The sequence below is a fragment of the Actinacidiphila sp. bgisy160 genome, from assembly GCF_057707815.1.
The window spans coordinates 489,574-516,384 of record NZ_JBYIQW010000001.1; the positions used below are offsets into that span (position 1 = coordinate 489,574).

A 26,811-nucleotide genomic window follows, 5' to 3' on the forward strand; every position below is an offset into this window, starting at 1 on the left:
CCTAATAGGCCGAGCGCGGGACGGTCAGCCGCCAGGCCGCGGGCATCACCGTCCACGTGCGGCGCCGGACCGGGCCTGCCGGCGCGGTGTCGGCCGTGTAGCGGAAGTCCCGTCCGGAGACGGTGACGCTCCGGGCGTGCACCGGTCCCGCGGGCGCCGCGCCCTCCCTGCGCACCAGCACTTCGGCCAGGCCGGGCACGGCCGTGGAGACCGACACCTCCTCGACGCAGTCGTCCAGGTCGGCCAGCACCACCCCGTCCGCCTCGATTCGCAGCCGCTGCCCGCCGCGCAGGCCCAGCCCCAGGTGCGGGGTGTGGCCGTTCAGGCTCAGCGTGCGCGCCAGCGAGCGGGCCCGGCGTTCCACCGGCGTCCACCAGGCGGGGGTCGCGGAGGCGATGCGCAGCGCGCCCAGCACGATGCCGCCGCTGTCGTCGAGCAGCAGGTCCAGCTCGCGCTCCGCCCCGTCCAGCACCGCGCGCGCCGCGCTCACCGCCCCGCCCGGTACGCCGAGCGCCCGTGCCAGGCCGGTCCGCCGTCCGACCGGCACCAGGCCGACGACGGCCTCGCCCAGCCCCCGGGCCGAATGCAGCGCCCGTACCGTGCGCAGCAGCGCCGCGTCGTCGCCCACGACCACCGGTCGCCGCCGTCCCCGGTGCTCCAGCACCCGCACGGCCTCCTCCTCGGACTCCGGAAGAGCGATCTTCACGGAGGGGGCTCCCCCGCACAGCACGTCCTTCGCGATGCGTACGGATTCGCCGTCCACGGCGCGGGCGGCGGGGTCGATGACCACGAGCAGGGGCTGCCCGGACGGTCGCTGAGCCGACACCTTGGTCCTTCCTCAGGTAACATCTCGGTGCAAGAGCCCCTTGCGCTGCCTTGCGCCAGGGGCTTCGTCTATTTCCGGGGCACCGGTCCGACGGCTCTGCCCGCCATGGGGAGCCACGTTGGACATGCCCCGCCCGGAAGGGGTGTACGCCTGTGCCCGCACTTGTGCTGCTCGGTGCTCAGTGGGGTGACGAGGGCAAGGGAAAGGCCACCGACCTGCTCGGTGGCTCCGTGGACTATGTGGTGCGCTACCAGGGCGGCAACAACGCCGGCCACACGGTCGTCGTCGGCGACCAGAAGTACGCGCTGCACCTCCTGCCTTCCGGGATCCTGTCGCCGGGATGCACCCCGGTCATCGGCAACGGAGTCGTCGTCGACCCGGCGGTCCTGCTCTCCGAGCTGAGCGGGCTGAACGAGCGCGGCGTCGACACGTCCAAGCTCCTCATCAGCGGTAACGCGCACCTGATCACGCCGTATCACCAGACGATCGACAAGGTGACGGAACGCTTCCTCGGCAAGCGCAAGATCGGCACCACCGGCCGCGGCATCGGCCCCGCCTACGCCGACAAGATCAACCGCGTGGGCATCAGGGTTCAGGACCTCTTCGACGAGTCGATCCTCCGTCAGAAGGTCGAGGCGGCGCTCCACGACAAGAACCAGGTCCTGGTCAAGATCTTCAACCGTCGTGCCATCAGCACCGACCAGGTGGTCGAGGAGTACCTGGGCTACGCGGAGCAGATCAAGGACTACGTCGCCGACACGACGCTGGTCCTCAACACCGCGCTCGACGAGGGCAAGGTCGTCCTCCTCGAGGGCGGTCAGGGCACCCTGCTGGACGTCGACCACGGCACGTACCCCTTCGTGACCTCGTCCAACCCGACGGCCGGCGGCGCCTGCACCGGCTCGGGCATCGGCCCCACCAAGATCAACCGGGTGATCGGCATCCTCAAGGCCTACACCACCCGCGTCGGCGCCGGCCCGTTCCCGACCGAGCTGTTCGACGCCGACGGCGAGGCGCTGCGCCGCATCGGCGGCGAGCGGGGCGTCACCACGGGCCGCGACCGCCGCTGCGGCTGGTTCGACGCGGTGATCGCCCGCTACGCGACCCGGGTCAACGGCCTCACGGACTTCTTCCTCACCAAGCTCGACGTGCTCACCGGCTGGGAGCAGATCCCGGTCTGCGTCGCCTACGAGATCGACGGCAAGCGCGTCGAGGAACTGCCGTTCAGCCAGACGGACTTCCACCACGCCAAGCCGGTCTACGAGACGCTGCCCGGGTGGAGCGAGGACATCAGCAAGGCGAAGACCTTCTCCGACCTGCCGAAGAACGCCCAGGCGTACGTCAAGGCGCTGGAGGAGATGTCCGGCGCCCCGATCTCGGCCATCGGCGTCGGCCCCGGCCGCACCGAGACCATCGAGGTCAACTCCTTCCTCTGAGTGACGGTGGGCGCGCCCGCCCTACAACCTGTCGGCGCGCGCGCCCACCGTCATACAGGGTGCCAATGTCGTGCGCCCGGGCCGTTCCTTAGCCTGGGCGTATGACCCCTCCTTTCGCCGACCCCGAGACCGGCGCCGCCGTCAAGGCCGCCGACCGCGCCCATGTCTTCCACTCATGGTCCGCGCAAGGCCTGATCGACCCGCTGGCGGTCGCCGGGGCCGAGGGCGCGTACTTCTGGGACTTCGACGGCAACCGCTACCTGGACTTCACCAGCGGCCTGGTGTTCACCAACATCGGTTACCAGCACCCCAGGGTCGTCGCCGCCATCCAGGAGCAGGCCGCGAGGCTCGTCACCTTCGCGCCCGCCTTCGCCGTGGAGGCGCGTTCCGAGGCCGCCCGGCTGATCGCCGAGCGCACCCCCGGCGACCTGGACAAGATCTTCTTCACCAACGGCGGCGCCGAGGCCGTCGAGAACGCGGTACGGCTAGCCCGGCTGCACACCGGCCGTACCAAGGTGCTCTCCGCGTACCGCTCCTACCACGGCGCCACCTCGGCCGCGATCAACCTGACCGGCGACCCGCGCCGCTGGCCCTCCGACAACGGCTCGGCCGGCGTCGTCCACTTCTGGGCGCCGTTCCTCTACCGTTCGCCGTTCCACTCGGAGACCGAGGAGCAGGAGCGCGACCGCGCGCTGCAGCACCTCGAGGACACCATCGTCTTCGAGGGCCCGCAGACCGTCGCGGCGATCGTCCTGGAGACGGTGCCCGGCACCGCGGGCATCATGGTGCCTCCGCCCGGCTACCTCGCCGGCGTCCGTGAGATCTGCGACCGGTACGGGATCGTATTCGTCCTCGACGAGGTCATGGCCGGCTTCGGCCGCACCGGCAACTGGTTCGCCGCCGAGCGGTTCGACGCCACTCCTGACCTGCTCACCTTCGCCAAGGGCGTCAACTCCGGCTACGTGCCGCTCGGCGGTGTCGCGATCAGCGAGGAGATCGCCGCGACCTTCGCCACCCGCCCCTACCCGGGCGGCCTCACCTACTCCGGCCACCCGCTGGCCTGTGCCGCCGCCGTCGCCACGATCCAGGTGATGGAGGACGAGGGCGTCGTCGCGCACGCGGCGGCGCTCGGCGAGAACGTGCTCGGCCCGGGCCTGCGGGAGCTCGCCGAGCGCCACCCCTCGGTCGGCGAGGTGCGGGGCCTCGGCGCCTTCTGGGCGGTCGAGCTGGTGCGCGACCGGGAGACCCGCGAACCGTTGGTCCCCTACAACGCGGCGGGCGAGGCGAACGCCCCGATGGCGGCCTTCGCGGCGGCCTGCAAGAAGAGCGGCCTGTGGCCGTTCGTCAACATGAACCGCACCCATGTGGTGCCCGCCTGCAACATCACCGAGGCCGAGGCCAAGGAGGGCCTGGCGCTTCTGGACGCGGCGCTGTCCGTCGCCGACGAGCACACCGTCCAGCGAGGGTAGGGCGCGCCGCGGGAACCGGGCGGCCGGTCGCCGCGTCCCCTGGTCGGGAAAGCCGCCGCCGCCGCCTGGCTCGCGCTCTTCGTGGCGGTCGGCGCGCTGACACTGCTGTACCGGGTCGGGATGGAGTGACCCTCCCATGCACCGGACCGGCCGTGCACGGACGGGTTCCCGCTCTTCCCGTTCACGGGGAAGACCGGCCACTGCAACGACGGCTGAGCGCGGCCCGGCGCCTGCCCGGGCCGCCGGTGAGGCGCACAACAGGTGTGGACCACCCGTGGCCCGGCCTCGCATAAGGTGTGGCGGAGCCGAAAGCGCACCGCCACATCTTCAGGGAGGCACCGGGCATGCCGGAAGGCCCAGCGGGCGGACCCGTCCGACGGAGCAGTCTGCGGCAGCAGATAGCCGACGCGCTCCGCGACGAGGTGCTCACCGGGCGCATGGCGGCCGGGCGGCACTTCACCGTCAAGGAGATCGCGGAGCTGTACGGCGTGTCCGCCACCCCGGTCCGCGAGGCCCTGGTCGACCTGGCGGCACAGGGGCTGCTGGACGTCGAGCACCACCGCGGCTTCCAGGTGCGGCGCTTCACGGACGCGGAGTTCCGTTCCATGGTCGAGGCGCGCACTCTCGTCGTCGAGGGGATCTTCCGCCGCATCGCCGCGCGCGGCATGCGCGAGGTCGACCCCACGGAGCTGGCGTCCGTACGGCGCCGGGCCGAGGCGGCGGCGCGCGCCGCCAGGTCCGGCGAACTGGACGTCCTCATCGGTTACGACATCCGCTTCTGGCGCGAGCTGACGGCGCTGGCCGGGAACGCCCACGTCGGCGAGTTCCTCGACCGCATCCGCACCCAGACCTGGGTGTACGCGGTGCCCTTCCTGCGCGGCCGGGCGGACCTGGAGGGACTGTGCTGGTCCGACCACGTCGCCCTGGTCACCGCGATCGAGAAACGGGACACGCAGACGGCCCGGCGCGTGGTGGAGGAGTTCGACGACCATTCCCTCGCGCTCATGCGGCGACTGGCCGCGGGCCGGTAGGAACGGCCGCCGCCCACTACGCTGGTCCGACCACGCACGGAAGGACTTGGAGCGCCTGTGGCCTGCGACTTGTGGCTGGTTCCCCTGGTGGACGTGCTCTGCCACAGCCCCGACAACCCGTTCGCCGAGGAGATCGCCCGTTATGACAAGGCGTTGAGCGACGCCGGCCTCCCACCGGTGCCCGTCTACAGCTACATGCCGGGCCTGTCCGGCGACGTGGCCCCGGTCGCGGGCTTCGACTACGACGCGCTGCACTTCCTGCGCCGCGCGTACCTGCTGCACATCCAGGGCCTCGCGGTCACCCCGGTCGACGAACTCGGCGGTGACTACGAGCAGTTGCTGGAGATGTTCGAGACCACGGCCCAGCGGTCGCACCTGGTCTGGCACTACGACCACGCGGGCGCCTACGTCCCCCTCGACTTCCCCCATCCGCTGGTCGACGACGAACTCCTCGACGCCGGCGGCCCCCTGGGCTCCGCCCACGGCCTGCTGCGCGAGCTCGAGTTCGTCGCCCCGGTGATCGGCATCGACCCGCACAACCCGCCGCCGGCCCCGGCGCCGCCGGCCGGTCCCACCGAGCTGGAGGAGCCGGCGGCCCCGCCCGCCCACCACGACGGCAGCCCCTTCGCGCGGGAGCGCCACGTGTGGCTGGGGCTGCACGCGGCGGCGACGCGTTCGCTGGGGCAGGGCTCGATGATCGTCTTCAGTTAGCCGCGGGGCGGGCGCCGCCGGGCGGCGGTCAGCTCGCGCGGGGGCCCTCCGGGGGGCGCTGGCGCGGCATGCTCGGCCGCCCGCCGGGCAGCAGCGGGAACCGGCCGCCGCTGCCGGGCCCGGCGCCCTCCGTGCCCCGGGCGCTCCCCGCCCAGGTGAGGGACTGGGTCCGCAGCGGGGCGGCGCCGGCCCGGAAGTCCACCATCCAGTCGGCGGTCTCGCAGCGCACCAGTTCCGAGACGTCCTCGCTGAAGCGGCGCAGCACCGTCAGGCACCGCTCGGCGGCCTCGGCCGCGGTGCCCTCCGTCGGGCCCAGGACCTCGCGGACCGACTCCGAGGCCCAGTCGAAGCGCAGCGTCTCCAGCCGGCGCTGCACGGCCTGGGCGGTCGCCATGTCCCGCATCCAGCCGGCGGTCAGCCCGAGGTAGCGGTCCAGGCCCACGCACACGACGGCCAGCACCAGGGCGGCGTACGCCCAGCGGATGCGGCCGCCCGCGCCCGTGACGGCGAGGACGGCGCCGGTCGTCGCGAAGAGGGCCCCGCCGACCCGCAGCGACCGGGCCCAGCGCCGCTTGCGCAGGCGGTCGGCGAGGTACCACTCGACGGTGCGCAGGGCGTCCGCCTCCACCCAGCGGTAGAGCTCCTCCAGCCGTTCGGCCGGCTCCCCCCAGTCGCCGAGCGGGAACGGCCGGGTCCGCAGGTCCTCGTGCCTGTGCAGCGCGCGCCGCTTCGGCTTCTCCCGGGGGACCTCCTCGGGATACATGTCCGGCTGGCTCACCTGCACGCTCCCTCGCGACTTCCGATGACGAGGCACCTTCTTACCGCCGAACGGCTGACCGTGCGAGGGTTGTCGGGCCGTTTCCGCCCTTACGAGTCGCTTGATCAGGTATGGGGCCGGGTCCCGGGCCACTCGAAAGAGTGAGTCGGGGCCCGTGGTGACCGGCCGACGGGGTGGGTGCCGCCAGCCGATACCCTGGGCACCGTGAACGTGCTTGTCATCGGCGGCGGTGCCCGCGAACACGCCCTGTGCCGTGCCCTGTCCCTCGACCCCGACGTGGAGGGACTGCACTGCGCGCCCGGGAACGCCGGCATCGCCGAGGTGGCGGAGCTGCACGCGGTCGACGCCCTCGACGGTGCGGCCGTGGCCGGCCTCGCGGAGCGGCTCGGCGCCGACCTGGTCGTGGTGGGCCCCGAGGCCCCCCTCGTGGCGGGTGTGGCCGACGCCGTGCGCGCCCGTGGCATCGACTGCTTCGGCCCGTCGGAGCAGGCCGCGGCCCTGGAGGGCTCGAAGGCCTTCGCCAAGGACGTGATGGCCGCGGCCGGCGTGCCCACCGCCCGCTCCTACGTGTGCACCACCCCCGCGGAAGTGGATGACGCGCTGGACGCCTTCGGCGCCCCGTACGTCGTGAAGGACGACGGTCTGGCCGCCGGCAAGGGCGTCGTGGTGACCGAGGACCTGGAGGCCGCCAGGGCGCACGCCAACTCGTGCGAGCGCGTGGTCATCGAGGAGTACCTGGACGGCCCCGAGGTCTCCCTGTTCGCCGTCACCGACGGCGAGACCGTGGTCCCGCTGCAGCCCGCGCAGGACTTCAAGCGCGCCCACGACGCCGACGAGGGCCCCAACACCGGGGGCATGGGCGCGTACAGCCCGCTGCCGTGGGCCGATCCGCGGCTGGTCGAGGAGGTGGAGCGCACGGTGCTCCAGCCGACCGTCGACGAGCTGCGCCGCCGGGGCACCCCGTTCGCCGGGCTGCTGTACGCGGGGCTGGCGATCACCTCGCGCGGTGTGCGGGTGATCGAGTTCAACGCGCGCTTCGGCGATCCGGAGACCCAGGTCGTGCTGGCCCGGCTGAGGACCCCGCTGTCTGGCCTGCTGCGCGCCGCGGCGACCGGCCGGCTGGCCGCCTTCCCGCCGCTGCGCTGGAGCGACGGCGCCGCGGTGACCGTGGTCATCGCCTCAGAGAACTACCCCGGCACCCCCCGCACCGGCGACCCGATCAGGGGCCTGGACGAGGTCGCGGAGAAGGACGAGCACGCCTATGTGCTGCACGCGGGCACCAAGGCGGACGCGGAGGGCCGCGTGGTGAGCGCCGGCGGCCGCGTACTGTCCGTCACGGCCACCGGGGGAGATCTGGCCGAGGCCAGGGAGCGCGCCTACCGGGCGGTGGGACGGATCGGGCTGAAGGGCTCGCACCACCGTTCGGATATCGCGAAAAAGGCCGCCCAGGCCTGAATCGGCGGGCAAGGCCACTCCAAGGGGTGATGCCTTCGCCATCCTGCTGACGTGAGCCCCGAGCCCAACTAGGGTGCCCGGCAAGCGCACTGTGGACCCCAGCGCGCACCGCACTATCGGCCCTACCGACATTGCGGTGTCGGTGGGCGGTGCGACAGTGGGGGCATGCAGTCGCGTCAGCAGCTTGGGGGTGAGCACACCGTTGGCCGGGGAAGCAGGTGAGGGGCACGCGCGTTCACGCGCGCTCGCCGTCCTGCGCATCCGCAGCGCCGCGCTCGCGGTCGCGCTTCTGCCCGCCGCGGTCGCGGTCGTACTGCTGGTCGGCGGCGCGACGGGCCGCATCGTCGGTGACGCGTCCGAGGTGCTGCGCTGGGCGGTGGTCGCGGGCGCGCTGCTCGTGCTGCTGCTCGCGGCCGGTGTCGCGGCGGTGATCGTACGCGCCAGGCCGGCCGTGAGCCCGACCGTGGCGGTCTCCGAGGCGTCCGCCCCCGACCTGTACCGCATGGTGCGCGACCTGGCCGTCCGGCTGCAGGTGCCCGCCCCCTCGGCGATAGAACTCACCCCGGACTGCGACAGCTGGCTGGAGGACCGCACCCACCGGCGCCGGCGGCGGCGCGGCGCGCCCTGCGAGGCGCCCGCGCTGGTGATCGGCTCGCCGTTCATGTGGTGGATGCGGGTCGCCGAGCTGCGCGCCCTGCTCGCCCCGGTCGTGGCGGGCACGGGCCCGGCCGCCGATCCTGACATCGCGGCCGCCCGGCGCTTCGTGCGCGGCCTGGACGCCGCCGTAGGCGTGGCAACCGCCCCGCGGGAGTCCTCGGCCGCCGGGTTCGTGCGCGGTCCCGCATACGGGTTCCTGGGCTGGGTCGCCAAGCTGCTGCTGCGCGGCTGCCGGGCGCACGCGGCGGAGATGGAGCGCGCGGTGGCCGCCTCCGCCTCCGAGCGGGCCCAGGCGGTCGACTACGGGCTGCGCATCGTCGCCCAGGAGCAGGTGGGCCTGGCCTACGCGGGCTGGGACCGCCTGCTGACCCGGGTGGCGCTGCCGGCCTGGCGCATGGGGCGCTGGCCGTCCCGCCTCGACGCGGGTGTGGTGGCGGCCCTGACCGAGCTGTCCCGGCGGGACCGGCTGGCCGAGGGCTTCGAGTCCCGGCTGGGCGAGCGCCCGGCGTGCGACCTGCTGGAGGAGCCCGGCACGGTGGACGAGGCGGCCTCACTGCTCGCCGCCCGGCTGTTCCACGGCGGCCCGCGGCGGTCCGGCTCCGAGTGGGCCCCGGTCGGCTGGGACACCTACCCGCAGGAGGTCGTCGACCGCATCTGGCGCAGCGACGCGTCTCGCCTGGTCACCGTCCTGGACGAGGTGCACGAGCCCGCGGGGGTCGCCGGGAGCCTGCGCATATCCGTGGCCTCCGGCGGGTCGAGGCGCACGGTGGACGACTGCGGCGAGCCGGGGCGCGCGACCCTGGCCCGGGTGCTGGAGCGGCTCTCCACGGGCGGCGGCGAGGAGCTGGCGGACCGCATCACCCGGCACGTCGCCCGCGAGGAGGCCGTGCGCGAGGAGGCCTCGCGGGAGGAGTCCGCCGGCCAGGTCCCGTCCGACGGCGCTTTCACGCCCGTCTACCAGCTGCTCCCGCCACGGACCGGGCGTGAACTGCTCACCGACCACGTGACCGCGATGGTCTGCTGTGCCGCGGTGGACACCGCCGGTGCCGCCCCCGGCCTGGACTGGCTGGACGGGCCCGCCCTGCTGGTCGGCGGGGTGCGCCGGGGAGACCTGGCCTGGCCCGTGCTCCGGCTGGTGGAGAACGGTGACGCCGCCCCGCTGCGCTCCTGGCTGAGTGCCGTGGGCGTACGCCCTGAGAAGCCGATACGGCTCATCTGACGGAAGAACGGCGGGTTTTGTCAGCCCCGGTGTGAAATCCCGGCGACAATGCGCCACGAACAGTAACCGAGACAGCGCATTGTGTGATGTGCTGGACGTGCGCACACACCACCTCGGGGGACGACGAGGAGGGGACCATCGTGGTGAAGGAACAGGTCCGCCGCTGGCAGTCCGGGGCACTGGCGCACGGGGTCACCGACCCCTTCGGGCAGGGCCCGGTGCCATGGCTGCGCGGTGCGGTGCAGTATCTGGACGACACCGGCCAGGTCGTGCCGTGGTACGTCGACCTGGCCGCCAGCCGGGGAGAGCCCGGGGGTTCCCCGGGCACCGTGGGGCGCACGCCCCGCGTGCCCGGCCCGCGCGTGGCTGACGACGTGCGGTGCCAGATCAAGGGCTTCGCGCCGGGCGCCTCCGTGGCCCCCGGAGACGCCATCGACTTCCGGATCACCGTCGACCCGCCGCAGAACTACGGCATCGACGTCTACCGGATCGGGCACTACGGCGGGGACGGCGCCGCCCAGTTCACCTCCAGCCCGCGGCTGTCGGGGATCGTCCAGCCCGCGCCGCTCGCCGCCGGGCGCACGGTCTCCTGCCACCACTGGTGGCAGTCCTGGCGGCTGCAGGTGCCCTCGTACTGGAAGCCCGGCGCCTATGTGGCCGTGCTCACCACGCAGGACGGCTACCGCAGCCACATCCCGTTCACCGTGCGCGACGACCGGCCGGCCGACCTGCTCCTGCTGCTGCCCGACGTCACGTGGCAGGCGTACAACCTCTACCCCGAGGACGGCCGCACGGGCGCCAGCCTCTACCACGCGTGGGACGAGAAGGGCCGGCTGCTGGGCGAGGAGGAGGCCGCGGTCACCGTCTCCTTCGACCGGCCGTACGCGGGCGCCGGACTCCCGCTGCACGTCGGCCACGCCTACGACTTCATCCGCTGGGCCGAGCGCTACGGCTACGACCTGGCCTATGCCGACGCCCGCGACCTGCACGCCGGGAGGATCGATCCTTCGCGCTACCGGGGCATGGTCTTCCCCGGTCACGACGAGTACTGGACGGTCCCCATGCGGCGCGCTGTCGAGGCGGCCCGGGACGGCGGCACCTCGCTGGTCTTCCTGTCCGCCAACACCATGTACTGGCAGACCGAGCTGGGCCCCTCGCCCTCCGGCGACCCCGACCGGCTGCTCAGCTGCCGCAAGCGCCGCGGCTTCCCGCCGGGCCGCAGTGCCCTGTGGCGCGACATGGGCGAGCCCGAACAACTTCTGATCGGCGTGCAGTACGCGGGCCGGGTGCCCGAGCCGTCCCCGCTGGTGGTGCGGAACGCCGGGCACTGGCTGTGGGAGGCCACCGGCGCTGAGGAGGGCGACGAGATCCCCGGCCTGGTCGCGGGTGAGGCGGACCGTTACTTCCCGCGCACACCGCTGCCGGACTACATGGAGCGGATCCTGCTGGCGCACTCCCCGTACGAGGACTCGGCGGGCCGCCGCGCGCACCAGGAGACCTCGCTGTACCGGGCGCCCGGCGGGGCGCTGGTCTTCGCCTCCGGCACCTTCGCCTGGTCCCCGGCGCTGGACCGCCCGGGCCATGTCGACCCCCGTGTCCAGCGCGCCACCGCCAATCTCCTGGACCACATCTGCAAGCACGGCTGACCCCCGCGTCGCGCCCGCCGGGCCCGGGTACGGGAGAATCGGGAACCGAACCGCCGATCGGGGAGGACCCATGTCCGGATTCGTCCACAAGCCCGAGCCCGCGCAAGTGCCGGGCCTGGTGCACCTGCACACCGGCAAGGTGCGCGAGCTGTACCAGAACGAGGCAGGAGAGCTGGTGATGGTGGCCAGCGACCGGATGTCCGCGTACGACTGGGTGCTGCCCACCGAGATCCCGGACAAGGGACGCGTCCTGACCCGGTTGTCGCTGTGGTGGTTCGACCAGATCGCCGACCTGGTCCCGCACCACGTGCTGTCCACCGAGCTCCCGGAGGGTGCCCCCGCCGACTGGGAGGGCCGGACGACGGTCTGCAAGCCGCTGGACATGGTCCCCGTCGAGTGCGTCGCGCGCGGCTACCTGGCCGGCTCCGGCCTGCTCGAGTACAACACCGACCGCACGGTGTGCGGGGTGACCCTCCCCGAGGGCCTGGTGGACGGCTCCGAGCTGCCCGCGCCGATCTTCACCCCGGCGACCAAGGCCGAGGTCGGCGAGCACGACGAGAACGTCAGCTACGAGGAGGTCGCCCGCCAGGTCGGTGCCGACACCGCGGCGCAGCTGCGCCAGAGCACCCTCGCGGTCTACGGCCGGGCCCGGGACATCGCCCGTGAGCGCGGCATCCTCCTGGCCGACACCAAGTTCGAGTTCGGCTTCGACGGTGACGTGCTGACCATCGCCGACGAGGTGCTGACCCCGGACTCGTCGCGCTTCTGGCCCGCCGAACTGTGGGAGCCGGGCCACGCCCAGCCCTCCTATGACAAGCAGTTCGTGCGCGACTGGCTGACCTCCGCCGAGTCCGGCTGGGACCGCCGCGGCGAGCAGCCCCCGCCGCCTCTGCCGGAGCGCGTGGTGGAGCAGACCCGCGCCAAGTACATCGAGGCGTACGAGCGGCTCACCGGCCTCAGCTGGTAGCCGCCACGGCCCGCGCCCGCCGGATCTCCCGTCCGGCGGGCACGGGGCGGCGGCGGCCCGGTGACGGAGACGACGGACGGCCCAGCCGTCCCAGGAACACCGAAGGCCCCGGTCGTCACGACCGGGGCCTTCCCTTTGAGCGGACGACGAGGCTCGAACTCGCGACCTCAACCTTGGCAAGGTTGCGCTCTACCAACTGAGCTACGTCCGCCTGCTCCGCGCGTTCCCGTGCGGTGCGTCATCCACTATAGCCAACCCTTGGGGCCTTGGGCACACACCCCGGCACGACGGGTCGCCCGCGTCGCGTCCCACGGCGCGCGCGACGGGAGCACGGCGGCGGTGCGCACCCCGTCGAGGGCCTGCGGACGGTCCCTGTGGCGTTCCCCGGAGGTCGGCCAACTCGGGCTCGACGGCACCCACCAGAGCCCCGCGGGCCGTCGCGGACCCCTGGTGCGGGGCGGTTCCGGGCGCACGGGAGCAGCGGCGGGAGGTGGCGACCGCCGCCCGGGGCCAGGGGAGTTCGGGCGTCCGCCGTGTGGGCACCGTCACACCGGGCGGTTCCGGGAACACGAAGAAGACCCCGATCAGTGATCCGACCGGGGTCTTCCTTCAAGAGCGGACGACGAGATTCGAACTCGCGACCCTCACCTTGGCAAGGTGATGCTCTACCAACTGAGCCACGTCCGCACGGCGACTACTCTACCCGATCCTCAGGACCGGTCGAGCAATCAGAGCGGGTGACAGGAATCGCACACTGCGCCTTCCCCCTGGAAGGAGGATGTTCTGCTACTGAACTACACCCGCGTGGCCCGGGAGCCCGGCCTTTCGGCCCTGCCCTCGGCGTGCTCCAGACTCTAGCGGATCAACGGGGGTGGCTGTCCAATCGCTTCTTCCGGGTGATTCCCGGGCGGGGGCCCGGGAAGCCCGGCCGGGGCGCGGCCGCCGGTCAGCCGGCCTCGGCGTACGCCTCGTAGAGCTTCTTGGGGATGCGGCCGCGCGGCGGCACGTCGAAGCCCCGGGAGAGCGCCCAGGCGCGCACGGCGGCCGGGTCCGGGGCGAGCGAGGTGTGCTTGTAGGCCTTGCCGAGCCGGCTGCGGCGGCGCCCTGCCTCGACGTACGGGGCGAGGGCCTCGCGGAGCTGCTCGGCGTTGTCGGCGGACAGGTCGATCTCGTACGACTTCCCGTCGAGGCCGAAAGAGACCGTTTCCGCCGCTTCACCGCCGTCGAGGTCGTCGGAGAGCGTGACCACTACGCGCTGCGCCATGGATGCCGGTCCTTTCGATGGAGAAGGCCCTGGGGCCTGCGTTGGCCCCGTTGTTGTATCGAAGCCCCAGGGCCGGGGTCAATGCTTTCCCATTTACCCGGCCGCTCTTTTTCGCCGCGGCCACCGGGCGAATTCCTCCGGGTGTCGCGGCGGCAATCCGGCAGGGGAATATCCCGTGACCATTCTGGAATATCTACCCGCGTAGATTTTTCGGCGGGGTACGGTGGGGACATCTCACCGCAGCACACCACCGGGAGTGACCGTGGCACGCGTCGTAGTCGACGTCATGCTCAAGCCGGAGATCCTCGACCCGCAGGGCCAGGCGGTGCAGCGCGCGCTGCCGCGCCTCGGGTTCGAGGGAATCGCCGACGTCCGCCAGGGCAAGCGTTTTGAGCTCGAACTGGAGGGTCCGGTCGACGACGCCGCCCTCGCCCGTATCCGAGAGATGGCCGAGACCTTCCTCGCCAACACCGTGATCGAGGACTTCACCGTGAAGGTGGAGTCGTGACCGCACGCATCGGTGTCGTCACCTTCCCCGGGACGCTCGACGACCGGGACACCCAGCGCGCGGTCCGCGTCGCGGGCGCAGAGCCGGTGCCGCTGTGGCACCGTGACAAGGATCTCCACCAGGTGGACGCCGTCGTCCTGCCCGGTGGATTCAGTTACGGCGACTATCTCCGGGCCGGGGCGATTTCCCGCTTCTCGCCCGTGATGGAGTCGATCATCGCCGGCGCCAAGGACGGCCTTCCGGTCCTCGGTATCTGCAACGGCTTCCAGGTGCTCACCGAGACGCATCTGCTGCCGGGCGCCATGCTGCGCAACAATCACCTGCACTTCATCTGCAGGGACCAGAAGCTGCGCGTCGAGAACAACTCGACGTCCTGGACCGCCGATTACGAGCCGGACCAGGAGATCAGCATCCCGCTGAAGAACATCGACGGCCGCTACGTCGCCGACGAGCGCGTCCTCGACGAGCTGGAGGCCGAGGGCCGCGTGGTGTTCCGCTACGCGGACTGGAACCCCAACGGCTCGCTCCGGGACATCGCCGGCATCACCAACGCCGCGGGCAATGTCGTGGGCCTCATGCCGCACCCCGAGCACGCCGTCGAGTCGCTGATCGGGACCGGCCGTACCGACGGCCTCGGATTCTTCACCTCGATCCTCAAGAAGCTGGTTCACGCGTCATGACACTCGATTCCGTGAAGCACGCCACCGAGACTCCGGACACCGAGCAGCCGTGGGCCGAACTCGGCCTGAAGCAGGACGAGTACGACCGCATCCGGGAGATCCTCGGCCGCCGTCCCACCGGCGCCGAGCTCGCCATGTACTCCGTCATGTGGTCCGAGCACTGCTCGTACAAGAGCAGCAAGATCCACCTGCGCCAGTTCGGTGAGAAGGCCCCCGCCAACGACGCCCTGCTGGTCGGCATCGGCGAGAACGCCGGCGTCGTGGACGTCGGCCAGGGCTACGCGGTCACCTTCAAGGTCGAGTCGCACAACCATCCCTCGTACATCGAGCCCTATCAGGGCGCGGCCACCGGCGTCGGCGGCATCGTCCGCGACATCCTCGCCATGGGCGCCCGCCCGGTCGCCGTCATGGACCCGCTGCGCTTCGGCGCGCCGGACCACCCCGACACCAAGCGCGTCCTGCCGGGCGTCGTCGCGGGCGTCGGCGGGTACGGCAACTGCCTGGGCCTGCCCAACATCGGCGGCGAGGTCGTCTTCGACCCCTGCTACCAGGGCAACCCGCTGGTCAACGCCCTGTGCGTCGGCGTGATGAGGCACGAGGACATCCACCTCGCCAAGGCCTCCGGCGCCGGCAACAAGGTCATCCTCTACGGCGCCCGCACCGGCGGCGACGGCATCGGCGGCGTCTCCGTGCTCGCCTCGGAGACCTTCTCCGACACCGGCCCGGCCAAGCGTCCCGCCGTCCAGGTCGGCGACCCCTTCCAGGAGAAGCTGCTCATCGAGTGCACCCTGGAGATCTTCAAGGAGAAGCTGGTCGCCGGCATCCAGGACCTCGGCGGCGCCGGCCTGTCCTGCGCCACCTCCGAGCTGGCCTCGGCCGGCTCCGGTGGCATGCGCGTGGAACTGGACACCGTGCCGCTGCGCGACGCGACGCTCTCGCCGGAGGAGATCCTCATGAGCGAGTCGCAGGAGCGCATGTGCGCCATCGTCGAGCCGCAGTACGTCGACCGCTTCCTGGAGATCTGCGAGAAGTGGGACGTGATCGCCACCGTCATCGGTGAGGTCACCGACGGCGACCGGCTGGAGATCTTCTGGCACGGCCAGCAGATCGTCGACGTCCCGCCGCGCACCGTCGCCCACGAGGGCCCGGTGTACGAGCGCCCCTACGCCCGTCCCGCGTGGCAGGACGCGCTCCAGGCCGACGACGCCAACAAGCTGCCGCGCCCGGGGTCCGGCGAGGAGCTGCGCGCCCAGGTCCTGACGATGGTCGCGCACCCGAACCAGGCCTCCAAGGCGTGGATCACCGACCAGTACGACCGCTTCGTGCAGGGCAACACCGTGCTGGCGCAGCCGGAGGACTCCGGCATGATCCGCATCGACGAGGACACCAACCTCGGTGTCGCGGTCGCCACCGACGGCAACGGCCGCTACGCCAAGCTCGACCCGTACGCCGGTGCGCAGCTGGCGCTCGCCGAGGCGTACCGCAACGTCGCCACGACCGGCGCCAAGCCGCTGGCGGTCTCGGACTGCCTCAACTTCGGCTCGCCCGAGGACCCGGCCGCGATGTGGCAGTTCGCCGAGGCGTGCCGGGGACTTGCCGACGGCTGCCTGGAGCTGGGCACGCCGGTCACCGGCGGCAACGTCTCGCTCTACAACCAGACCGGTGACGTCGCCATCCACCCGACGCCCGTCGTGGCGGTGCTCGGCGTGATCGACGACGTCACGCGCCGCACCCCGGTCGCCTTCAAGGACCAGGGCCAGCTGCTCTACCTGCTGGGCGACACCAAGGAGGAGCTGGGCGGCTCCGCCTGGTCCCAGGCGGTCCACGACCACCTCGGCGGACTGCCGCCGGCGGTGGACCTGGAGCGGGAGAAGCTGCTCGGCGAGATCCTCATCTCGGCCTCCCGGGACGGGATGATCGACGCGGCCCACGACCTGTCGGACGGCGGGCTGATCCAGGCCGTCGTCGAGTCCTGTCTGCGCGGCGGCAACGGCGCGCGGCTGGTCGTGCCGGACGGCCTCGACCCGTTCGTGTTCCTCTTCTCGGAGTCGGCGGGCCGGGCGGTCGTCTCGGTGCCGCGCAGCGAGGAGCTCCGCTTCACCGACATGTGCGGCGCGCGTGGTCTGCCCGCGACGCGGATCGGTGTCGTCGACGGGGACGCGGTCGAGCTCCAGGGCGAGTTCGACATCCCGCTGGACGAGCTCCGCACGGCTCACGAGGGCACGATCCCGGCGATCCTGGCCTGATCCGTCCGCCGTCCTCACGCGCCCCCGTGCCGCCAGGCGCGGGGGCGCTTCGCCGGGGGGCCGTGACGGCGCCGTGGCGGACGGCCCCATACCCCAGGCCGCCGTGTGGGGCGCCGAACCGGTGCCGCTGTCCGCCGACTCCGGGGGCGGTTCCCTCGTCGACCGGGCGGCCGGACCGGTCCGCCCCGCACAGCCCGCGACCGGCGGTACTACTGTGCGTCCCGCAACCACCGGTACGACAAGGGGTGTCAATGTACGAGTACAAGGTCGTCAGCTTCCGCGAATCGCTGATCGGCGACGCCATCGACAACGACAAGCTGGAGAAGGCGCTCAACAAGCAGGCCGAGGACGGCTGGCAGCTCAAGGCGATCACCTCGGCCGACGTCAAGGGCCGCATCGGCCCGGGCGCGGTGGAGGGGCTGCTGCTCACCTTCGAGCGGGCCCGCCAGGCCTGACCGCCGGGGTCGGGGTGCGGGCCGGGCCCGGCGCGTAGGCTGCGGACATGCCGCCCACCGCCCGCAAGGCCCGCACCTACGACCCCGCCAGGACCCGCGCCGCGCTCACCGCGCAGTTGGGGCATGTCCTGGGGGCGGCCCATGGCCTGACGGAAAGTCAGCAGATGGCGCCCTCCGGGCTGCCGGGGTGGGACGTGCACACGCTGGTGGTGCACATCGCCCGGCAGTTGGAGGCCGTCGCGCGGGTGGTGAACGCGCCCGCCCCGGCCAGGGCGGACCTCGACCTCACCACGTGGGCGCGCTCCACGGCGCGCATCGCCGGCCCGCTGGACGCCGACACCCGCGAGGCCGCGGCGGCAACCACCGACGCCGCCGGCCGCCTCGAGGAGGCCGCCCACGGGCTCGCCTCGGTGCTGGACGAGGCGGTGGCGCCCGAGCGCCTGGTGGCGATCACGCTCGGCGCGATGCGGTCCGCGGACTTCCTGGTGACCCGGCTCGTCGAGCTGGTGGTCCACAGCGACGACCTCACCAGGGCCACCGGCGTGCCGGTCCCCCTGGAGCGGCAGGCCGTCGCCGCCGTCGTACGGCTCCTCGCGGACACCCTGGCCGTCGCCGTGCCCGGCAACTCCGTCGAGGTCCGTGTCCCGCCGTACGCGGCCGTTCAGTGCGTGCCCGGCCCACGCCATACCCGCGGCACCCCGCCCAACGTCGTCGAGACGGACCCGCTGACCTGGATCCGCCTCGCCACCGGCCGTACGTCCTGGGAAGACGCCCTCGCCTCCGCCGCGATCTCGGCGAGCGGCGAGCGCGCCGACCTGGCCCCGTACCTGCCCCTGCTGGGCTGAGGCGGACCCGGCACCCCCATAATGCGCCGGTGACCTCGACGACCGCACCGGCCGGCATGCCGGCCCGCCCATGGCTCGCCGCCGACGCCCGGCGCTGGGCCGCCGCGCGCCCGCCCGGGTGGGCACGGCCGGTCTGGGCCGCCGCGACGCTGGTGGTGGCGGTGCTCGCGGCGGTCGTCCCCGTCGGGTGGGACCCGGTGTGCACGGTGGCGGCGCCCTGCGGACCGATGTGGCTGTACGCGATCGGCGCGATCGGCTTCTTCGTCCACGTGGCATGGCTGTTCCTGCTGCCCGAGGCGGCGCTGCTGTCCGCTCCACTGCTGCTGTTCTGGCTGACCGATCCCGCCTTCCGGGCCGACGGCGGAGCCGGACGGGCCGCGGACGCGCTGGTGGTGGCCGCGCTCTGCTGGGGCTGGGCCGCGGCCTTCGTACGGCTGCGGGTGCGCCGCCGGCAGCGCGCGCTGGCCCTGGAGGCCGCGGGAGGCGTGCTGCTCCCGGTACCGGAGCGGGTCGCGCCGGTGCGGCGGGGCGTGGTCCGGATCGCCGCAGGCCTGGCGGGCCTGGTGGTCGCGGTGGTGACCGCGGGCATCGCGGTGTCCGGTGACCGGGCGGACCGCCTCCACGCGGCCGCGGCCGCCCGCGTGGAGGCGGTCGTCGTCGCCAACGGCGCCGAGGACCACGTCGTCGCCCGCTTCGGCGACGGCAGCCGGCACCGCGTCGCGGTGATGTGGCCGGAGGACCACGAGCGAGGCTCCGGGCTGCCCGTGCTCGTCGACGGGGAATGGCGGCGCTTCGCCGCGGAGCCCTACGAGGACCGCACGGGGCTGCAGTTGCTGACGCTCACGGCGGGCGGCGCCGGTGCCACGCTGCTGCTGTCGGGGGCGGTCGCCGCGTTCCGGGTCCGGTCGCTGCGCCGTCGGCCCGCACCCGCGCTCCGGGTGCTGTGCGGCCGCGAGGACGGTCGCACCGTGATCCGCCCGGTGGACGGCGCCGCGGGTCCGCCGGTCCTGACGTACCGCGCGGCCGGGCCCGGCGCGTGGGCCCGCGGCGAGTGCGTGCTCTTCGGCCTGCCGGCCGAGGGGGCGGAACTGGTGCTGGTGGGCACCACGGCCTCAGGTGACGTGCTGTTCGCCACGACGGACTCACCCGCGCGGCGGTGGACGGAGCCGGCCCCCGACGACGAACCGCAGGGGCCCGGAGAGCACCGCCGGGAGGCGGAGGCACGGGTCGCCGAGGCGGCGGCCGCCATGAAGCCCGCCACCGCCCCCGTCGGCTGGCACGGCGGTGCGGCCGGCCGCACCCTGGGCGCGCTGCTCCTGCTGGGCGTTCTCGTCTTCCAGGTGGGCTCCAACGCGGCCTCGGCGTTCTCCGGCGAGGACTGGTGGCGCTCGGCGCTGTCGGTCCTGGGCAGCCTGTGGCTCGTCGAGAAGGCGGTGTCCATGATCACCTGGCGGATCACCGCCGGTCCCGACGGCCTCGCGGTCCGCCGGTACCTGCGTACCCGGCACGTCCCGTGGGCCGACGTGACCCGGGTCGTCCGCACCCCGGACGGCCGGCTGTTCGTGCGCCGCGTGAGGGGCCTCGAGGACCTCTCGCTGGGGGCCGTCGCCCTCCCGTGGTGGGAGCGGAGGCGGCGCCGCCCGGGCCCCGCGACACGCGCCGCGGCCGAGCTGACGGCCATGGTCCGCGACCCCGGACTGCGTCCCTAGACCAAGGTCACACGGCCAAGTGCCCCATGGGTTTACGCGCATAGAACGCGCTTTTGTCGGGTTCCCTCGTTCGGACGACGGCGGAACCTGCCCTAGACTCGGTGCCGTGCCACGTGGTGACGGACGACTCAACCACGACCTGCTCCCCGGCGAGAAGGGCCCCCAGGACGCTTGCGGCGTCTTCGGTGTCTGGGCCCCCGGCGAAGAGGTCGCCAAACTCACCTATTTCGGGCTGTACGCCCTGCAGCACCGCGGACAGGAGTCCGCGGGCATCGCAGTGAGCAACGGCTCCCAGATCCTGGTCTTCAAGGACATGGGCCTGGTGTCCCAGGTCTTCGACGAGACCTCCCTCGGCTCCCTCCAGGGCCACATCGCGGTCGGGCATGCCCGTTACTCGACCACCGGCGCCTCGGTCTGGGAGAACGCCCAGCCCACCTTCCGCGCCACGGCCAGCGGCTCCATCGCGCTCGGCCACAACGGCAACCTGGTCAACACCGCCGAACTGGCCGAGATGGTCGCCGCCCTGCCCCAGGGCAACGGCCGGGCCACCAAGGTCGCCGCGACCAACGACACCGACCTGGTGACGGCGCTGTTGGCCGGCCAGGCGGACGAGGACGGCAAGCCGCTCTCCGTCGAGGCGGCCGCTCGCCAGGTGCTGCCCCAGGTCCAGGGCGCCTTCAGCCTGGTCTTCATGGACGAGCACACGCTCTATGCGGCCCGCGACCCCCAGGGCATCCGCCCGCTGGTCCTCGGCCGCACCGAGCGCGGCTGGGTGGTGGCCTCCGAGACCGCCGCCCTCGACATCGTCGGCGCCAGCTTCGTCCGCGAGATCGAGCCCGGCGAGATGATCGCCATCGACGAGAACGGGCTGCGCGCCTCCCGCTTCGCCGAGGCCAAGCCCAAGGGCTGCGTCTTCGAGTACGTCTACCTCGCCCGCCCCGACACCGACATCGCGGGCCGCAACGTCTACCTCTCGCGGGTCGAGATGGGCCGACGGCTGGCCAAGGAGGCCCCGGTCGAGGCCGATCTGGTGATACCGACCCCGGAGTCCGGCACCCCGGCCGCGGTCGGCTACGCCGAGGCGAGCGGCATCCCGTACGGCTCGGGCCTGGTGAAGAACTCGTACGTGGGCCGGACCTTCATCCAGCCCTCGCAGACCATCCGGCAGCTCGGCATCCGCCTGAAGCTCAACCCCCTCAAGGAGGTCATCCAGGGCAAGCGCCTGGTGGTCGTGGACGACTCGATCGTCCGCGGCAACACCCAGCGCGCGCTGGTCCGGATGCTCCGCGAGGCGGGCGCGGCCGAGGTCCACATCCGGATCTCCTCGCCGCCGGTGAAGTGGCCGTGCTTCTTCGGCATCGACTTCGCCACCCGCGCCGAGCTGATCGCCAACGGCATGACCGTCGAGGAGATCGGCAAGTCGCTGGGCGCGGACTCGCTCGCGTACATCTCCATCGACGCGATGGTCGAGGCGACCACGATCGCCAAGCCGAACCTCTGCCGGGCCTGCTTCGACGGCGAGTACCCGATGGCGCTGCCGGACCCGGAGTTGCTGGGCAAGCAGCTGCTGGAGACCGAGCTGGCCGGCGGCCCCGACGCGGCCGACGCGCTCCGTCGCCCGTAAGCATTCGACGCAAGGACACAACACAGCCATGTCCGAGAACACCGGTGCCAGCTACGCCGCGGCGGGAGTCGACATCGAAGCGGGCGACCGCGCGGTCGAGCTGATGAAGGAATGGGTGAAGAAGGCCACCCGCCCGGAGGTCGTGGGCGGTCTCGGCGGCTTCGCCGGGCTCTTCGACGCCTCCGCGCTCAAGCGCTACGAGCGGCCCCTGCTGGCCTCCGCCACCGACGGCGTGGGCACCAAGGTGGACATCGCCCGCCGCATGGGCGTCTACGACACCATCGGCCACGACCTGGTCGGCATGGTCGTCGACGACCTGGTCGTCTGCGGCGCCGAGCCGCTCTTCATGACCGACTACATCTGCGTCGGCAAGGTCTTCCCGGACCGGGTGGCCGCCATCGTCAAGGGGATCGCCGAGGGCTGTGTGCTCGCCGGCTGCGCCCTGGTCGGCGGCGAGACGGCGGAGCACCCGGGCCTGCTGGGCGAGGACGAGTTCGACGTCGCCGGCGCCGGTACGGGCGTGGTCGAGGCCGACCGGCTGCTGGGCGCGGATCGCATCCGTAAGGGTGACGTCGTGATCGCCATGGCGTCCTCGGGTCTTCACTCCAACGGGTACTCGCTCGTCCGGCACGTGCTGTTCGAGCGGGCCGGCTGGGCGCTGGACCGGGAGGTCCCGGAGTTCGGCCGCACCCTTGGTGAGGAGCTGCTGGAGCCCACCCGGATCTACTCGCTGGACTGCCTGGCGCTGACCCGTACGACCGAGGTGCACGGCTTCTCGCACGTCACCGGCGGCGGCCTGGCCAACAACCTGGCCCGGGTCGTCCCGGACCACCTGCACGCCACGGTGGACCGCTCGACGTGGACGCCGGGCGCGGTGTTCGCCACCGTCGGCGAGCTCGGCGGCGTGCAGCGGCTGGAGCTGGAGAAGACCCTGAACATGGGCGTCGGCATGGTCGCCGTCGTGCCCCAGGAATCGGTGGACGTGGCCCTGACCACGCTGGCCGACCGGGGCCTGGACGCCTGGGTGGCCGGCGAGGTCGTGGAGCGCGGCGAGCACGCCGAGGCCGTCGGGCTGACCGGGGACTACGCGGGCTGACCGGTGGGGGGCAGCACGAAGCCGCCGGGCAGCACAAAGCCCGGTCCGGACGATGCCCGGACCGGGTCAGTGGTCAAGCTGGAACGGAATGTGTTGCGTCAAGCGCGACGGCGTTGTGATGAGGACTGGGACTCGTCGTCCTCGTCGTCGTCCTCGTCGTCGCCGTAGAGATCCGCGTACCGTGCGTACGGGTCGTCTTCCAGCTCGTCGTCATCGTCGTCTTCCTGTACCTCCGGATTGACCGGCAGTGTCGACGATGCGCCCAGCTCTTCGGCCAGACGTGACAGGTCCGTACCGCCGCTGTTGTACTTCAGCTGGCGGGCGACCTTCGTCTGCTTGGCCTTGGCCCGGCCGCGCCCCATTGGCTCGACCCCCTCAACGGTGGGGCTCGACGGCCCCGAGTCTTGACACGCGTTCACGATGTGGAACGGGCCCTCGGATGAGAGTCCCGGTCCGTAGGACTTCAACGGTACCTGCTTCCGAGGCCGCACGGTACGTCGCCCGCACGACGCGCGTCGGAGCAGGGGCCCGCGATGGCCCCGTCCTGGCTGGTCAGTCGCGATTTTACCTTCTTCCGCCACCGTCTGGCTGCCGGGGCGTGGTAACGGTCGGATGTCCGGCCCGCCGTCCTCGTCGCGGAGGCCCGCCGGGGGCCGCCCCGACTCGCGAGGACGCGCGCACACCGTACGTCGGCGGCACCCCGTGGGTGTCCGCTTTGTGACGGAAGACACGCCCCCGCCCGCGTGCGGACAGGGGCGTGCCGGTGGGACCGCGGCCCGGCCGCGGCCCCGCGGGTCACGGGCGCAGCCAGCTCTCCGCCGGGGTGCGCTCGGCCATGCGCTGCTCGGCCAGTCGGTCGGCGGCGGCGGCCGGCGGGATACCGTCGGCGGCGGCGCGCTCGAAGATCGCGAGCGTGGTGTCGAAGATCTTCGTCGCCTTGGCGCGGGCCCGTTCGAAGTCGAAGCCGTGCAGCTCGTCCGCGACCTGGATGACGCCGCCCGCGTTCACGACGTAGTCGGGCGCGTAAAGGATGCCGCGGTCGGCCAGGTCCTTCTCGACGCCCGGGTGCGCCAGTTGGTTGTTGGCCGCGCCGCACACGATCGAGGCGGTGAGGGCCGGCACCGAGTCGTCGTTCAGGGCGCCGCCGAGCGCGCAGGGTGCGTACACGTCCAGCGGGGTACGGACCAGGACGTCAGCGTCGGAGACCGCGGTCACCTGCGGATGACGGGCGATGATCCGGTCGACGGCCTCACCGCGGACATCGGTGATCACGACCTCGGCGCCGTCCTTGAGCAGGTGCTCGACCAGGTGGTGGCCGACCTTGCCGACACCGGCCACGCCGACCCTGCGGCCGCGCAGCGTGGGGTCGCCCCACTTGGCCTGGGCGGAGGCGCGCATGCCCTGGAAGACGCCCCAGGCGGTCAGCACGGAGGAGTCGCCGGCGCCGCCGTTCTCGGGCGAGCGGCCGGTGGTCCACCGCGGGGCGGTGCGGGAGACCACGTCCATGTCGGCCACATAGGTGCCGACGTCGCAGGCCGTGACGTAGCGGCCGCCGAGCGAGGCCACGAAGCGCCCGTAGGCGAGCAGCAGCTCCTCGGACTTGTCCATGTCCGGGTCGCCGATGATGACGGCCTTGCCGCCGCCGAGGTCGAGCCCGGCGAGCGCGTTCTTGTACGACATCCCGCGGGCGAGGTTGAGCGCGTCCTCGACCGCCGCCTCGTCGGAGGAGTACGCGTGGAAGCGGGTGCCGCCGAGGGCCGGGCCCAGGGCGGTGGAGTGGATCGCGATGACGGCCTTGAGGCCACTGGCGCGGTCCTGGCACAAGACGACCTGCTCGTGACCACCCTGCTCCGATCGGAACAGCGTGGAGACGATGCCTGGTGTCTGACGTACGTCGGTCACTGTGGTGACTCCCGAATGTCCAGAGGTCGCCCTCCGGGTGGGTGGGGGAGGGCCGGTTGGCAGAAGACTAGAACCACCCGGCCGTGAACATCTTCCCAGTGTCGTGGATCACTCCCCGTGCTGGAAGCGACGTGGGACGATGCCAGGGCGGAAGCCGTCACGAGGGAGCGGGTGTGGGCTTGTCATCGGTGCTGGTCCCGTACGCGGCCTATCTGCGGGTGTACGAGCCGCTGGCGGCCTTTCCGGAGCCCGACCGGGGGTACTGGTACCGGTACGCCGCCCAGGGTGCGCAGCGGACCGCACAGGACGAGCTGCGCCAGTCGCTGGCCGGTCTGCTGTCCGTCCCGCCCGTCGCCGTCCCGGTGCGCGAGAGCGGGGACGCGTTCGTCGCCGTCGTGGACGGTGTGACGCACGTCTGCCCCTGGCGTACCCGGTTGCGCGGCTGGCTGGCCCTGTCCGAACTGGTCGAGGAGTTCCCCGCCCCCGTGGTGGACGCGGTGCTGCCGCCGGTCGTGCGCGAGCAGGCGGAGGCGGACTTCGCGGCGTGGCGGGCGGAGAAGCCCGAGAACGCCGACGCCCGGCCGTGGATCCGCGGGGCGACGTGGCACGTCCCGGTGCGCTGGTTCGTGCTGTTCGACGACTCCGAGCGTGAGTACGAACCAGCGGGCGCGGGCGAGTCCAAGCAGCCGGTGATGCGTTACCGGACGCCCATGGTGCAGGCCCGCCGGCGGACGGCCCGGGCGCTGCGGGTGCTCAAGGATTCACTCGAAGAGGGACCCCTGATCGACGGCCTGGTAGATGTAGGGCGTTGGCTCGAGGAGTTCCACCCGCGCTCCCTGGTCGAACTCGACTACGGCGGGCTCGTCCACGCCATCGCCCACGACTCCCTCGCGGAGGACCGGTCGGCCGCCGACGTGGCGGAGGCGCTGGCCGCGCTGCGGGACGAGGACGGCACCCGGGCCGGCGAGGCGTACGAGCGGCTCACCGACCGGTGGCGGGCCGTCAGGGAGCTGCAGTACGCGAGTTGAGGGTCCGTCGGGAGCGGTCGCCGGGGAGGGACTTTGGTCCTGAGTCCGGCTGACCGGTACCTTTGGCCTAAGCGTGACCTAAAGCACGTTTAGGGGTCTTGCCCTCATCCCCACCCCCCATGACAATATGGGACATCGGGTCCAGAAGGACCTCTTTCCACTCGCTCTGGGTGGAATGTCCGGGATTGCATGCCCTTGAGGTGGGGCTGTGGCTCGTGGGTTGGCTGTGACTGATCGTCACTCAGGTGTGACTGTCCGTTATGGCCCGGTCCATCGGCTTCCGTCGAGCTTAGACACCTCAGAGGGCAAATCCATCGGTTTGGCCGACACGGCTGGACAGATGGTGTAGTTGTAGTGCCAAGGACAAGCCGTTCGTCCTATTACCGACTCGGCCCGCGTCCGCCATTTCGGGCAACGCGGGTCAAGGTGCAGAATTTAGAGGAAAGAACCGTGTTGGTTCGGTTCTCTCGAGGAGGCCGCTCATGACCGCTCGCACCCCTGATGCCGAGCCGCTGCTGACCCCCGCTGAGGTCGCCACGATGTTCCGCGTGGACCCGAAGACGGTCACGCGCTGGGCCAAGGCTGGCAAGCTCACGTCCATCCGCACGCTCGGCGGGCACCGCCGCTACCGCGAGGCGGAGGTCCGTGCACTGCTCGCGGGCATTCCGCAGCAGCGCAGCGAGGCCTGACCTGATCAAACGGGCGTCCACGCGAGGCCCCCAACTCGCCATGACGTCCGCTCCGATGGGTCCCTGCCCCCATCAGGGACACCCATAGGAACGTCGATCGCACCGGAGTCCGCCGGCTCCGGTGCGATCTTTTTTGTGCGTGTGATGTGTCCGTCTTGTGAGGGCTGGGCCAGGACTGGGCCCTCTGTCGTGAGTGCAATTGCACATATTAAATTGACGGTCCCACAGGAGGCCCCAAGTTCCCCCAGAGAGCGAACTTTTCGCGTGACTCCCGTCACATGTCGGAGTCTTGTTCCTCCGCCGTCTCGTGGGGTAGCGGGGCGGCCGTGCGCCGCGGGGTCAGCCGCATCAGGCCGGTGGCACACCGGACAGCGCCGGGTGAGGCCCCGCCGTCCGCCCCCGCCCCCCGCCGTCCGTCTCCCGCCGCGACCGCCAGGTGCGCGCGCGGCAGTTCCCGCGTCACGTCCCGGGGGAGTGCCCGGGTCCCTCGGCGTCGCGCTCATGTGCCAGGCGTACCACGCGGGAACGGCGGGAACCAGGGGACCGGCTCCCTCCGCCGTCGCATCCCGG

At 72.3% G+C, this 26,811-nt stretch carries 23 protein-coding genes and 3 tRNA genes; 18 read left to right on the forward strand and 8 right to left on the reverse strand.

All coding sequences use genetic code 11. The annotated features are described in order from the left end of the window. Position 1 precedes the first annotated feature (1 nt). Positions 2–826 carry a diacylglycerol kinase family protein gene (locus AC3EUJ_RS02365; RefSeq protein WP_431959159.1) on the reverse strand — a complete coding sequence of 275 codons (825 nt, stop codon included), beginning with the start codon at positions 824–826 and terminating at the stop codon, positions 2–4. A gap of 152 nt (positions 827–978) precedes the next feature. Here AC3EUJ_RS02365 and AC3EUJ_RS02370 point away from each other — a divergent pair, with 152 nt between their 5' ends. The 4 genes from AC3EUJ_RS02370 (at position 979) to AC3EUJ_RS02385 (ending at position 5,473) form a co-directional block, all read left to right on the forward strand. Further along, on the forward strand, positions 979–2,262 hold the full coding sequence (locus AC3EUJ_RS02370; RefSeq protein WP_431959160.1) for an adenylosuccinate synthase: 1,284 nt from the start codon (positions 979–981) through the stop codon (positions 2,260–2,262). Between the two features lie 101 nt (positions 2,263–2,363). After that, positions 2,364–3,731 (forward strand): aspartate aminotransferase family protein, encoded by a 1,368-nt coding sequence (locus tag AC3EUJ_RS02375; RefSeq protein WP_431959161.1) that lies wholly within the window; start codon positions 2,364–2,366, stop codon positions 3,729–3,731. Between the two features lie 344 nt (positions 3,732–4,075). Continuing rightward, positions 4,076–4,762 carry a GntR family transcriptional regulator gene (locus AC3EUJ_RS02380; protein ID WP_431959162.1) on the forward strand — a complete coding sequence of 229 codons (687 nt, stop codon included), beginning with the start codon at positions 4,076–4,078 and terminating at the stop codon, positions 4,760–4,762. 57 nt (positions 4,763–4,819) lie between these two features. Next, positions 4,820–5,473 carry a hypothetical protein gene (locus tag AC3EUJ_RS02385; RefSeq protein ID WP_431959163.1) on the forward strand — a complete coding sequence of 218 codons (654 nt, stop codon included), beginning with the start codon at positions 4,820–4,822 and terminating at the stop codon, positions 5,471–5,473. Between the two features lie 28 nt (positions 5,474–5,501). Here AC3EUJ_RS02385 and AC3EUJ_RS02390 read toward each other — a convergent pair whose 3' ends face one another. Beyond that, the gene (locus AC3EUJ_RS02390; protein WP_431959164.1) at positions 5,502–6,251 is read right to left on the reverse strand and encodes an SLATT domain-containing protein; all 750 of its coding nucleotides are present in this window, start codon (positions 6,249–6,251) and stop codon (positions 5,502–5,504) included. A gap of 204 nt (positions 6,252–6,455) precedes the next feature. Between AC3EUJ_RS02390 and purD the strand changes: the two genes are divergently transcribed. The 4 genes from purD to AC3EUJ_RS02410 all read left to right on the forward strand — a co-directional run bounded on the left by purD (position 6,456) and on the right by AC3EUJ_RS02410 (position 12,195). Continuing rightward, positions 6,456–7,706, forward strand: coding sequence for a phosphoribosylamine--glycine ligase (gene purD, locus AC3EUJ_RS02395; protein ID WP_431959165.1), 1,251 nt, complete (start codon positions 6,456–6,458; stop codon positions 7,704–7,706). 190 nt (positions 7,707–7,896) lie between these two features. Continuing rightward, positions 7,897–9,582: a hypothetical protein gene (locus AC3EUJ_RS02400; RefSeq protein ID WP_431959166.1), complete on the forward strand. Its 1,686-nt coding sequence runs from the start codon at positions 7,897–7,899 to the stop codon at positions 9,580–9,582. A 140-nt stretch (positions 9,583–9,722) separates the two neighbouring features. Continuing rightward, positions 9,723–11,228, forward strand: a complete 1,506-nt coding sequence (locus AC3EUJ_RS02405) for a N,N-dimethylformamidase beta subunit family domain-containing protein (RefSeq protein WP_431959167.1) — start codon at positions 9,723–9,725, stop codon at positions 11,226–11,228. Between the two features lie 70 nt (positions 11,229–11,298). Then, the gene (locus AC3EUJ_RS02410) at positions 11,299–12,195 is read left to right on the forward strand and encodes a phosphoribosylaminoimidazolesuccinocarboxamide synthase (protein WP_431959168.1); all 897 of its coding nucleotides are present in this window, start codon (positions 11,299–11,301) and stop codon (positions 12,193–12,195) included. Positions 12,196–12,333: 138 nt separating this feature from the next. On the opposite strand, the gene AC3EUJ_RS02415 is transcribed toward AC3EUJ_RS02410, so the two are convergent. From AC3EUJ_RS02415 to AC3EUJ_RS02430, 4 genes are all read right to left on the reverse strand, one after another. Beyond that, a tRNA-Gly gene (locus AC3EUJ_RS02415) sits at positions 12,334–12,406 on the reverse strand. A gap of 403 nt (positions 12,407–12,809) precedes the next feature. Then, a tRNA-Gly gene (locus tag AC3EUJ_RS02420) sits at positions 12,810–12,882 on the reverse strand. 45 nt (positions 12,883–12,927) lie between these two features. Beyond that, a tRNA-Gly gene (locus AC3EUJ_RS02425) sits at positions 12,928–12,999 on the reverse strand. A gap of 142 nt (positions 13,000–13,141) precedes the next feature. Then, positions 13,142–13,459 carry a histone-like nucleoid-structuring protein Lsr2 gene (locus tag AC3EUJ_RS02430; protein WP_431959170.1) on the reverse strand — a complete coding sequence of 106 codons (318 nt, stop codon included), beginning with the start codon at positions 13,457–13,459 and terminating at the stop codon, positions 13,142–13,144. A 262-nt stretch (positions 13,460–13,721) separates the two neighbouring features. Here AC3EUJ_RS02430 and purS point away from each other — a divergent pair, with 262 nt between their 5' ends. The 8 genes from purS to purM all read left to right on the forward strand — a co-directional run bounded on the left by purS (position 13,722) and on the right by purM (position 22,622). Continuing rightward, entirely contained in the window at positions 13,722–13,967 is a 246-nt protein-coding gene (gene purS / locus AC3EUJ_RS02435) for a phosphoribosylformylglycinamidine synthase subunit PurS (RefSeq protein ID WP_089222639.1), read from the forward strand. Beyond that, entirely contained in the window at positions 13,964–14,647 is a 684-nt protein-coding gene (gene purQ / locus AC3EUJ_RS02440; protein WP_431959171.1) for a phosphoribosylformylglycinamidine synthase subunit PurQ, read from the forward strand. The genes purS and purQ overlap by 4 nt, the downstream gene beginning before the upstream one ends. After that, positions 14,644–16,893: a phosphoribosylformylglycinamidine synthase subunit PurL gene (purL, locus tag AC3EUJ_RS02445; RefSeq protein ID WP_431959172.1), complete on the forward strand. Its 2,250-nt coding sequence runs from the start codon at positions 14,644–14,646 to the stop codon at positions 16,891–16,893. Before purQ ends, purL begins: the two co-directional genes overlap by 4 nt. Positions 16,894–17,144: 251 nt before the next feature. Beyond that, positions 17,145–17,348 (forward strand): DUF4177 domain-containing protein, encoded by a 204-nt coding sequence (locus tag AC3EUJ_RS02450; RefSeq protein ID WP_431959173.1) that lies wholly within the window; start codon positions 17,145–17,147, stop codon positions 17,346–17,348. Positions 17,349–17,395: 47 nt separating this feature from the next. Next, on the forward strand, positions 17,396–18,193 hold the full coding sequence (locus AC3EUJ_RS02455; RefSeq protein ID WP_431959174.1) for a maleylpyruvate isomerase family mycothiol-dependent enzyme: 798 nt from the start codon (positions 17,396–17,398) through the stop codon (positions 18,191–18,193). Positions 18,194–18,222: 29 nt separating this feature from the next. Next, complete coding sequence (locus tag AC3EUJ_RS02460; RefSeq protein ID WP_431959175.1) at positions 18,223–19,902, forward strand: PH domain-containing protein; 1,680 nt, start codon at positions 18,223–18,225, stop codon at positions 19,900–19,902. A 106-nt stretch (positions 19,903–20,008) separates the two neighbouring features. Then, positions 20,009–21,526 (forward strand): amidophosphoribosyltransferase, encoded by a 1,518-nt coding sequence (gene purF / locus AC3EUJ_RS02465; protein WP_431959176.1) that lies wholly within the window; start codon positions 20,009–20,011, stop codon positions 21,524–21,526. Between the two features lie 28 nt (positions 21,527–21,554). Further along, positions 21,555–22,622 carry a phosphoribosylformylglycinamidine cyclo-ligase gene (gene purM, locus AC3EUJ_RS02470; protein WP_431959177.1) on the forward strand — a complete coding sequence of 356 codons (1,068 nt, stop codon included), beginning with the start codon at positions 21,555–21,557 and terminating at the stop codon, positions 22,620–22,622. A gap of 98 nt (positions 22,623–22,720) precedes the next feature. Here purM and AC3EUJ_RS02475 read toward each other — a convergent pair whose 3' ends face one another. Together AC3EUJ_RS02475 and AC3EUJ_RS02480 are read right to left on the reverse strand one after the other, a co-directional pair. Further along, positions 22,721–23,089: a DUF3073 domain-containing protein gene (locus AC3EUJ_RS02475; RefSeq protein ID WP_245938689.1), complete on the reverse strand. Its 369-nt coding sequence runs from the start codon at positions 23,087–23,089 to the stop codon at positions 22,721–22,723. A 328-nt stretch (positions 23,090–23,417) separates the two neighbouring features. After that, complete coding sequence (locus AC3EUJ_RS02480) at positions 23,418–24,524, reverse strand: Leu/Phe/Val dehydrogenase (RefSeq protein WP_431959178.1); 1,107 nt, start codon at positions 24,522–24,524, stop codon at positions 23,418–23,420. A gap of 173 nt (positions 24,525–24,697) precedes the next feature. Here AC3EUJ_RS02480 and AC3EUJ_RS02485 point away from each other — a divergent pair, with 173 nt between their 5' ends. Further along, positions 24,698–25,552: a DUF8083 family protein gene (locus AC3EUJ_RS02485; protein WP_431959179.1), complete on the forward strand. Its 855-nt coding sequence runs from the start codon at positions 24,698–24,700 to the stop codon at positions 25,550–25,552. A 482-nt stretch (positions 25,553–26,034) separates the two neighbouring features. Then, positions 26,035–26,241, forward strand: a complete 207-nt coding sequence (gene bldC / locus AC3EUJ_RS02490; protein WP_003949541.1) for a developmental transcriptional regulator BldC — start codon at positions 26,035–26,037, stop codon at positions 26,239–26,241. Positions 26,242–26,811: the final 570 nt, after the last annotated feature.

What these genes read in the sequence shown, in the direction of transcription:
- AC3EUJ_RS02375 (WP_431959161.1), top strand. Translation starts at nt 2,364, where the DNA reads ATGACCCCTCCTTTCGCCGACCCCGAGACCGGCGCCGCCGTCAAGGCC.
- AC3EUJ_RS02380 (WP_431959162.1), top strand. Translation starts at nt 4,076, where the DNA reads ATGCCGGAAGGCCCAGCGGGCGGACCCGTCCGACGGAGCAGTCTGCGG.
- AC3EUJ_RS02410 (WP_431959168.1), top strand. Translation starts at nt 11,299, where the DNA reads ATGTCCGGATTCGTCCACAAGCCCGAGCCCGCGCAAGTGCCGGGCCTG.
- AC3EUJ_RS02430 (WP_431959170.1), bottom strand. Translation starts at nt 13,459, where the DNA reads ATGGCGCAGCGCGTAGTGGTCACGCTCTCCGACGACCTCGACGGCGGT.
- purL (WP_431959172.1), top strand. Translation starts at nt 14,644, where the DNA reads ATGACACTCGATTCCGTGAAGCACGCCACCGAGACTCCGGACACCGAG.
- AC3EUJ_RS02450 (WP_431959173.1), top strand. Translation starts at nt 17,145, where the DNA reads ATGTACGAGTACAAGGTCGTCAGCTTCCGCGAATCGCTGATCGGCGAC.
- AC3EUJ_RS02455 (WP_431959174.1), top strand. Translation starts at nt 17,396, where the DNA reads ATGCCGCCCACCGCCCGCAAGGCCCGCACCTACGACCCCGCCAGGACC.
- purM (WP_431959177.1), top strand. Translation starts at nt 21,555, where the DNA reads ATGTCCGAGAACACCGGTGCCAGCTACGCCGCGGCGGGAGTCGACATC.
- bldC (WP_003949541.1), top strand. Translation starts at nt 26,035, where the DNA reads ATGACCGCTCGCACCCCTGATGCCGAGCCGCTGCTGACCCCCGCTGAG.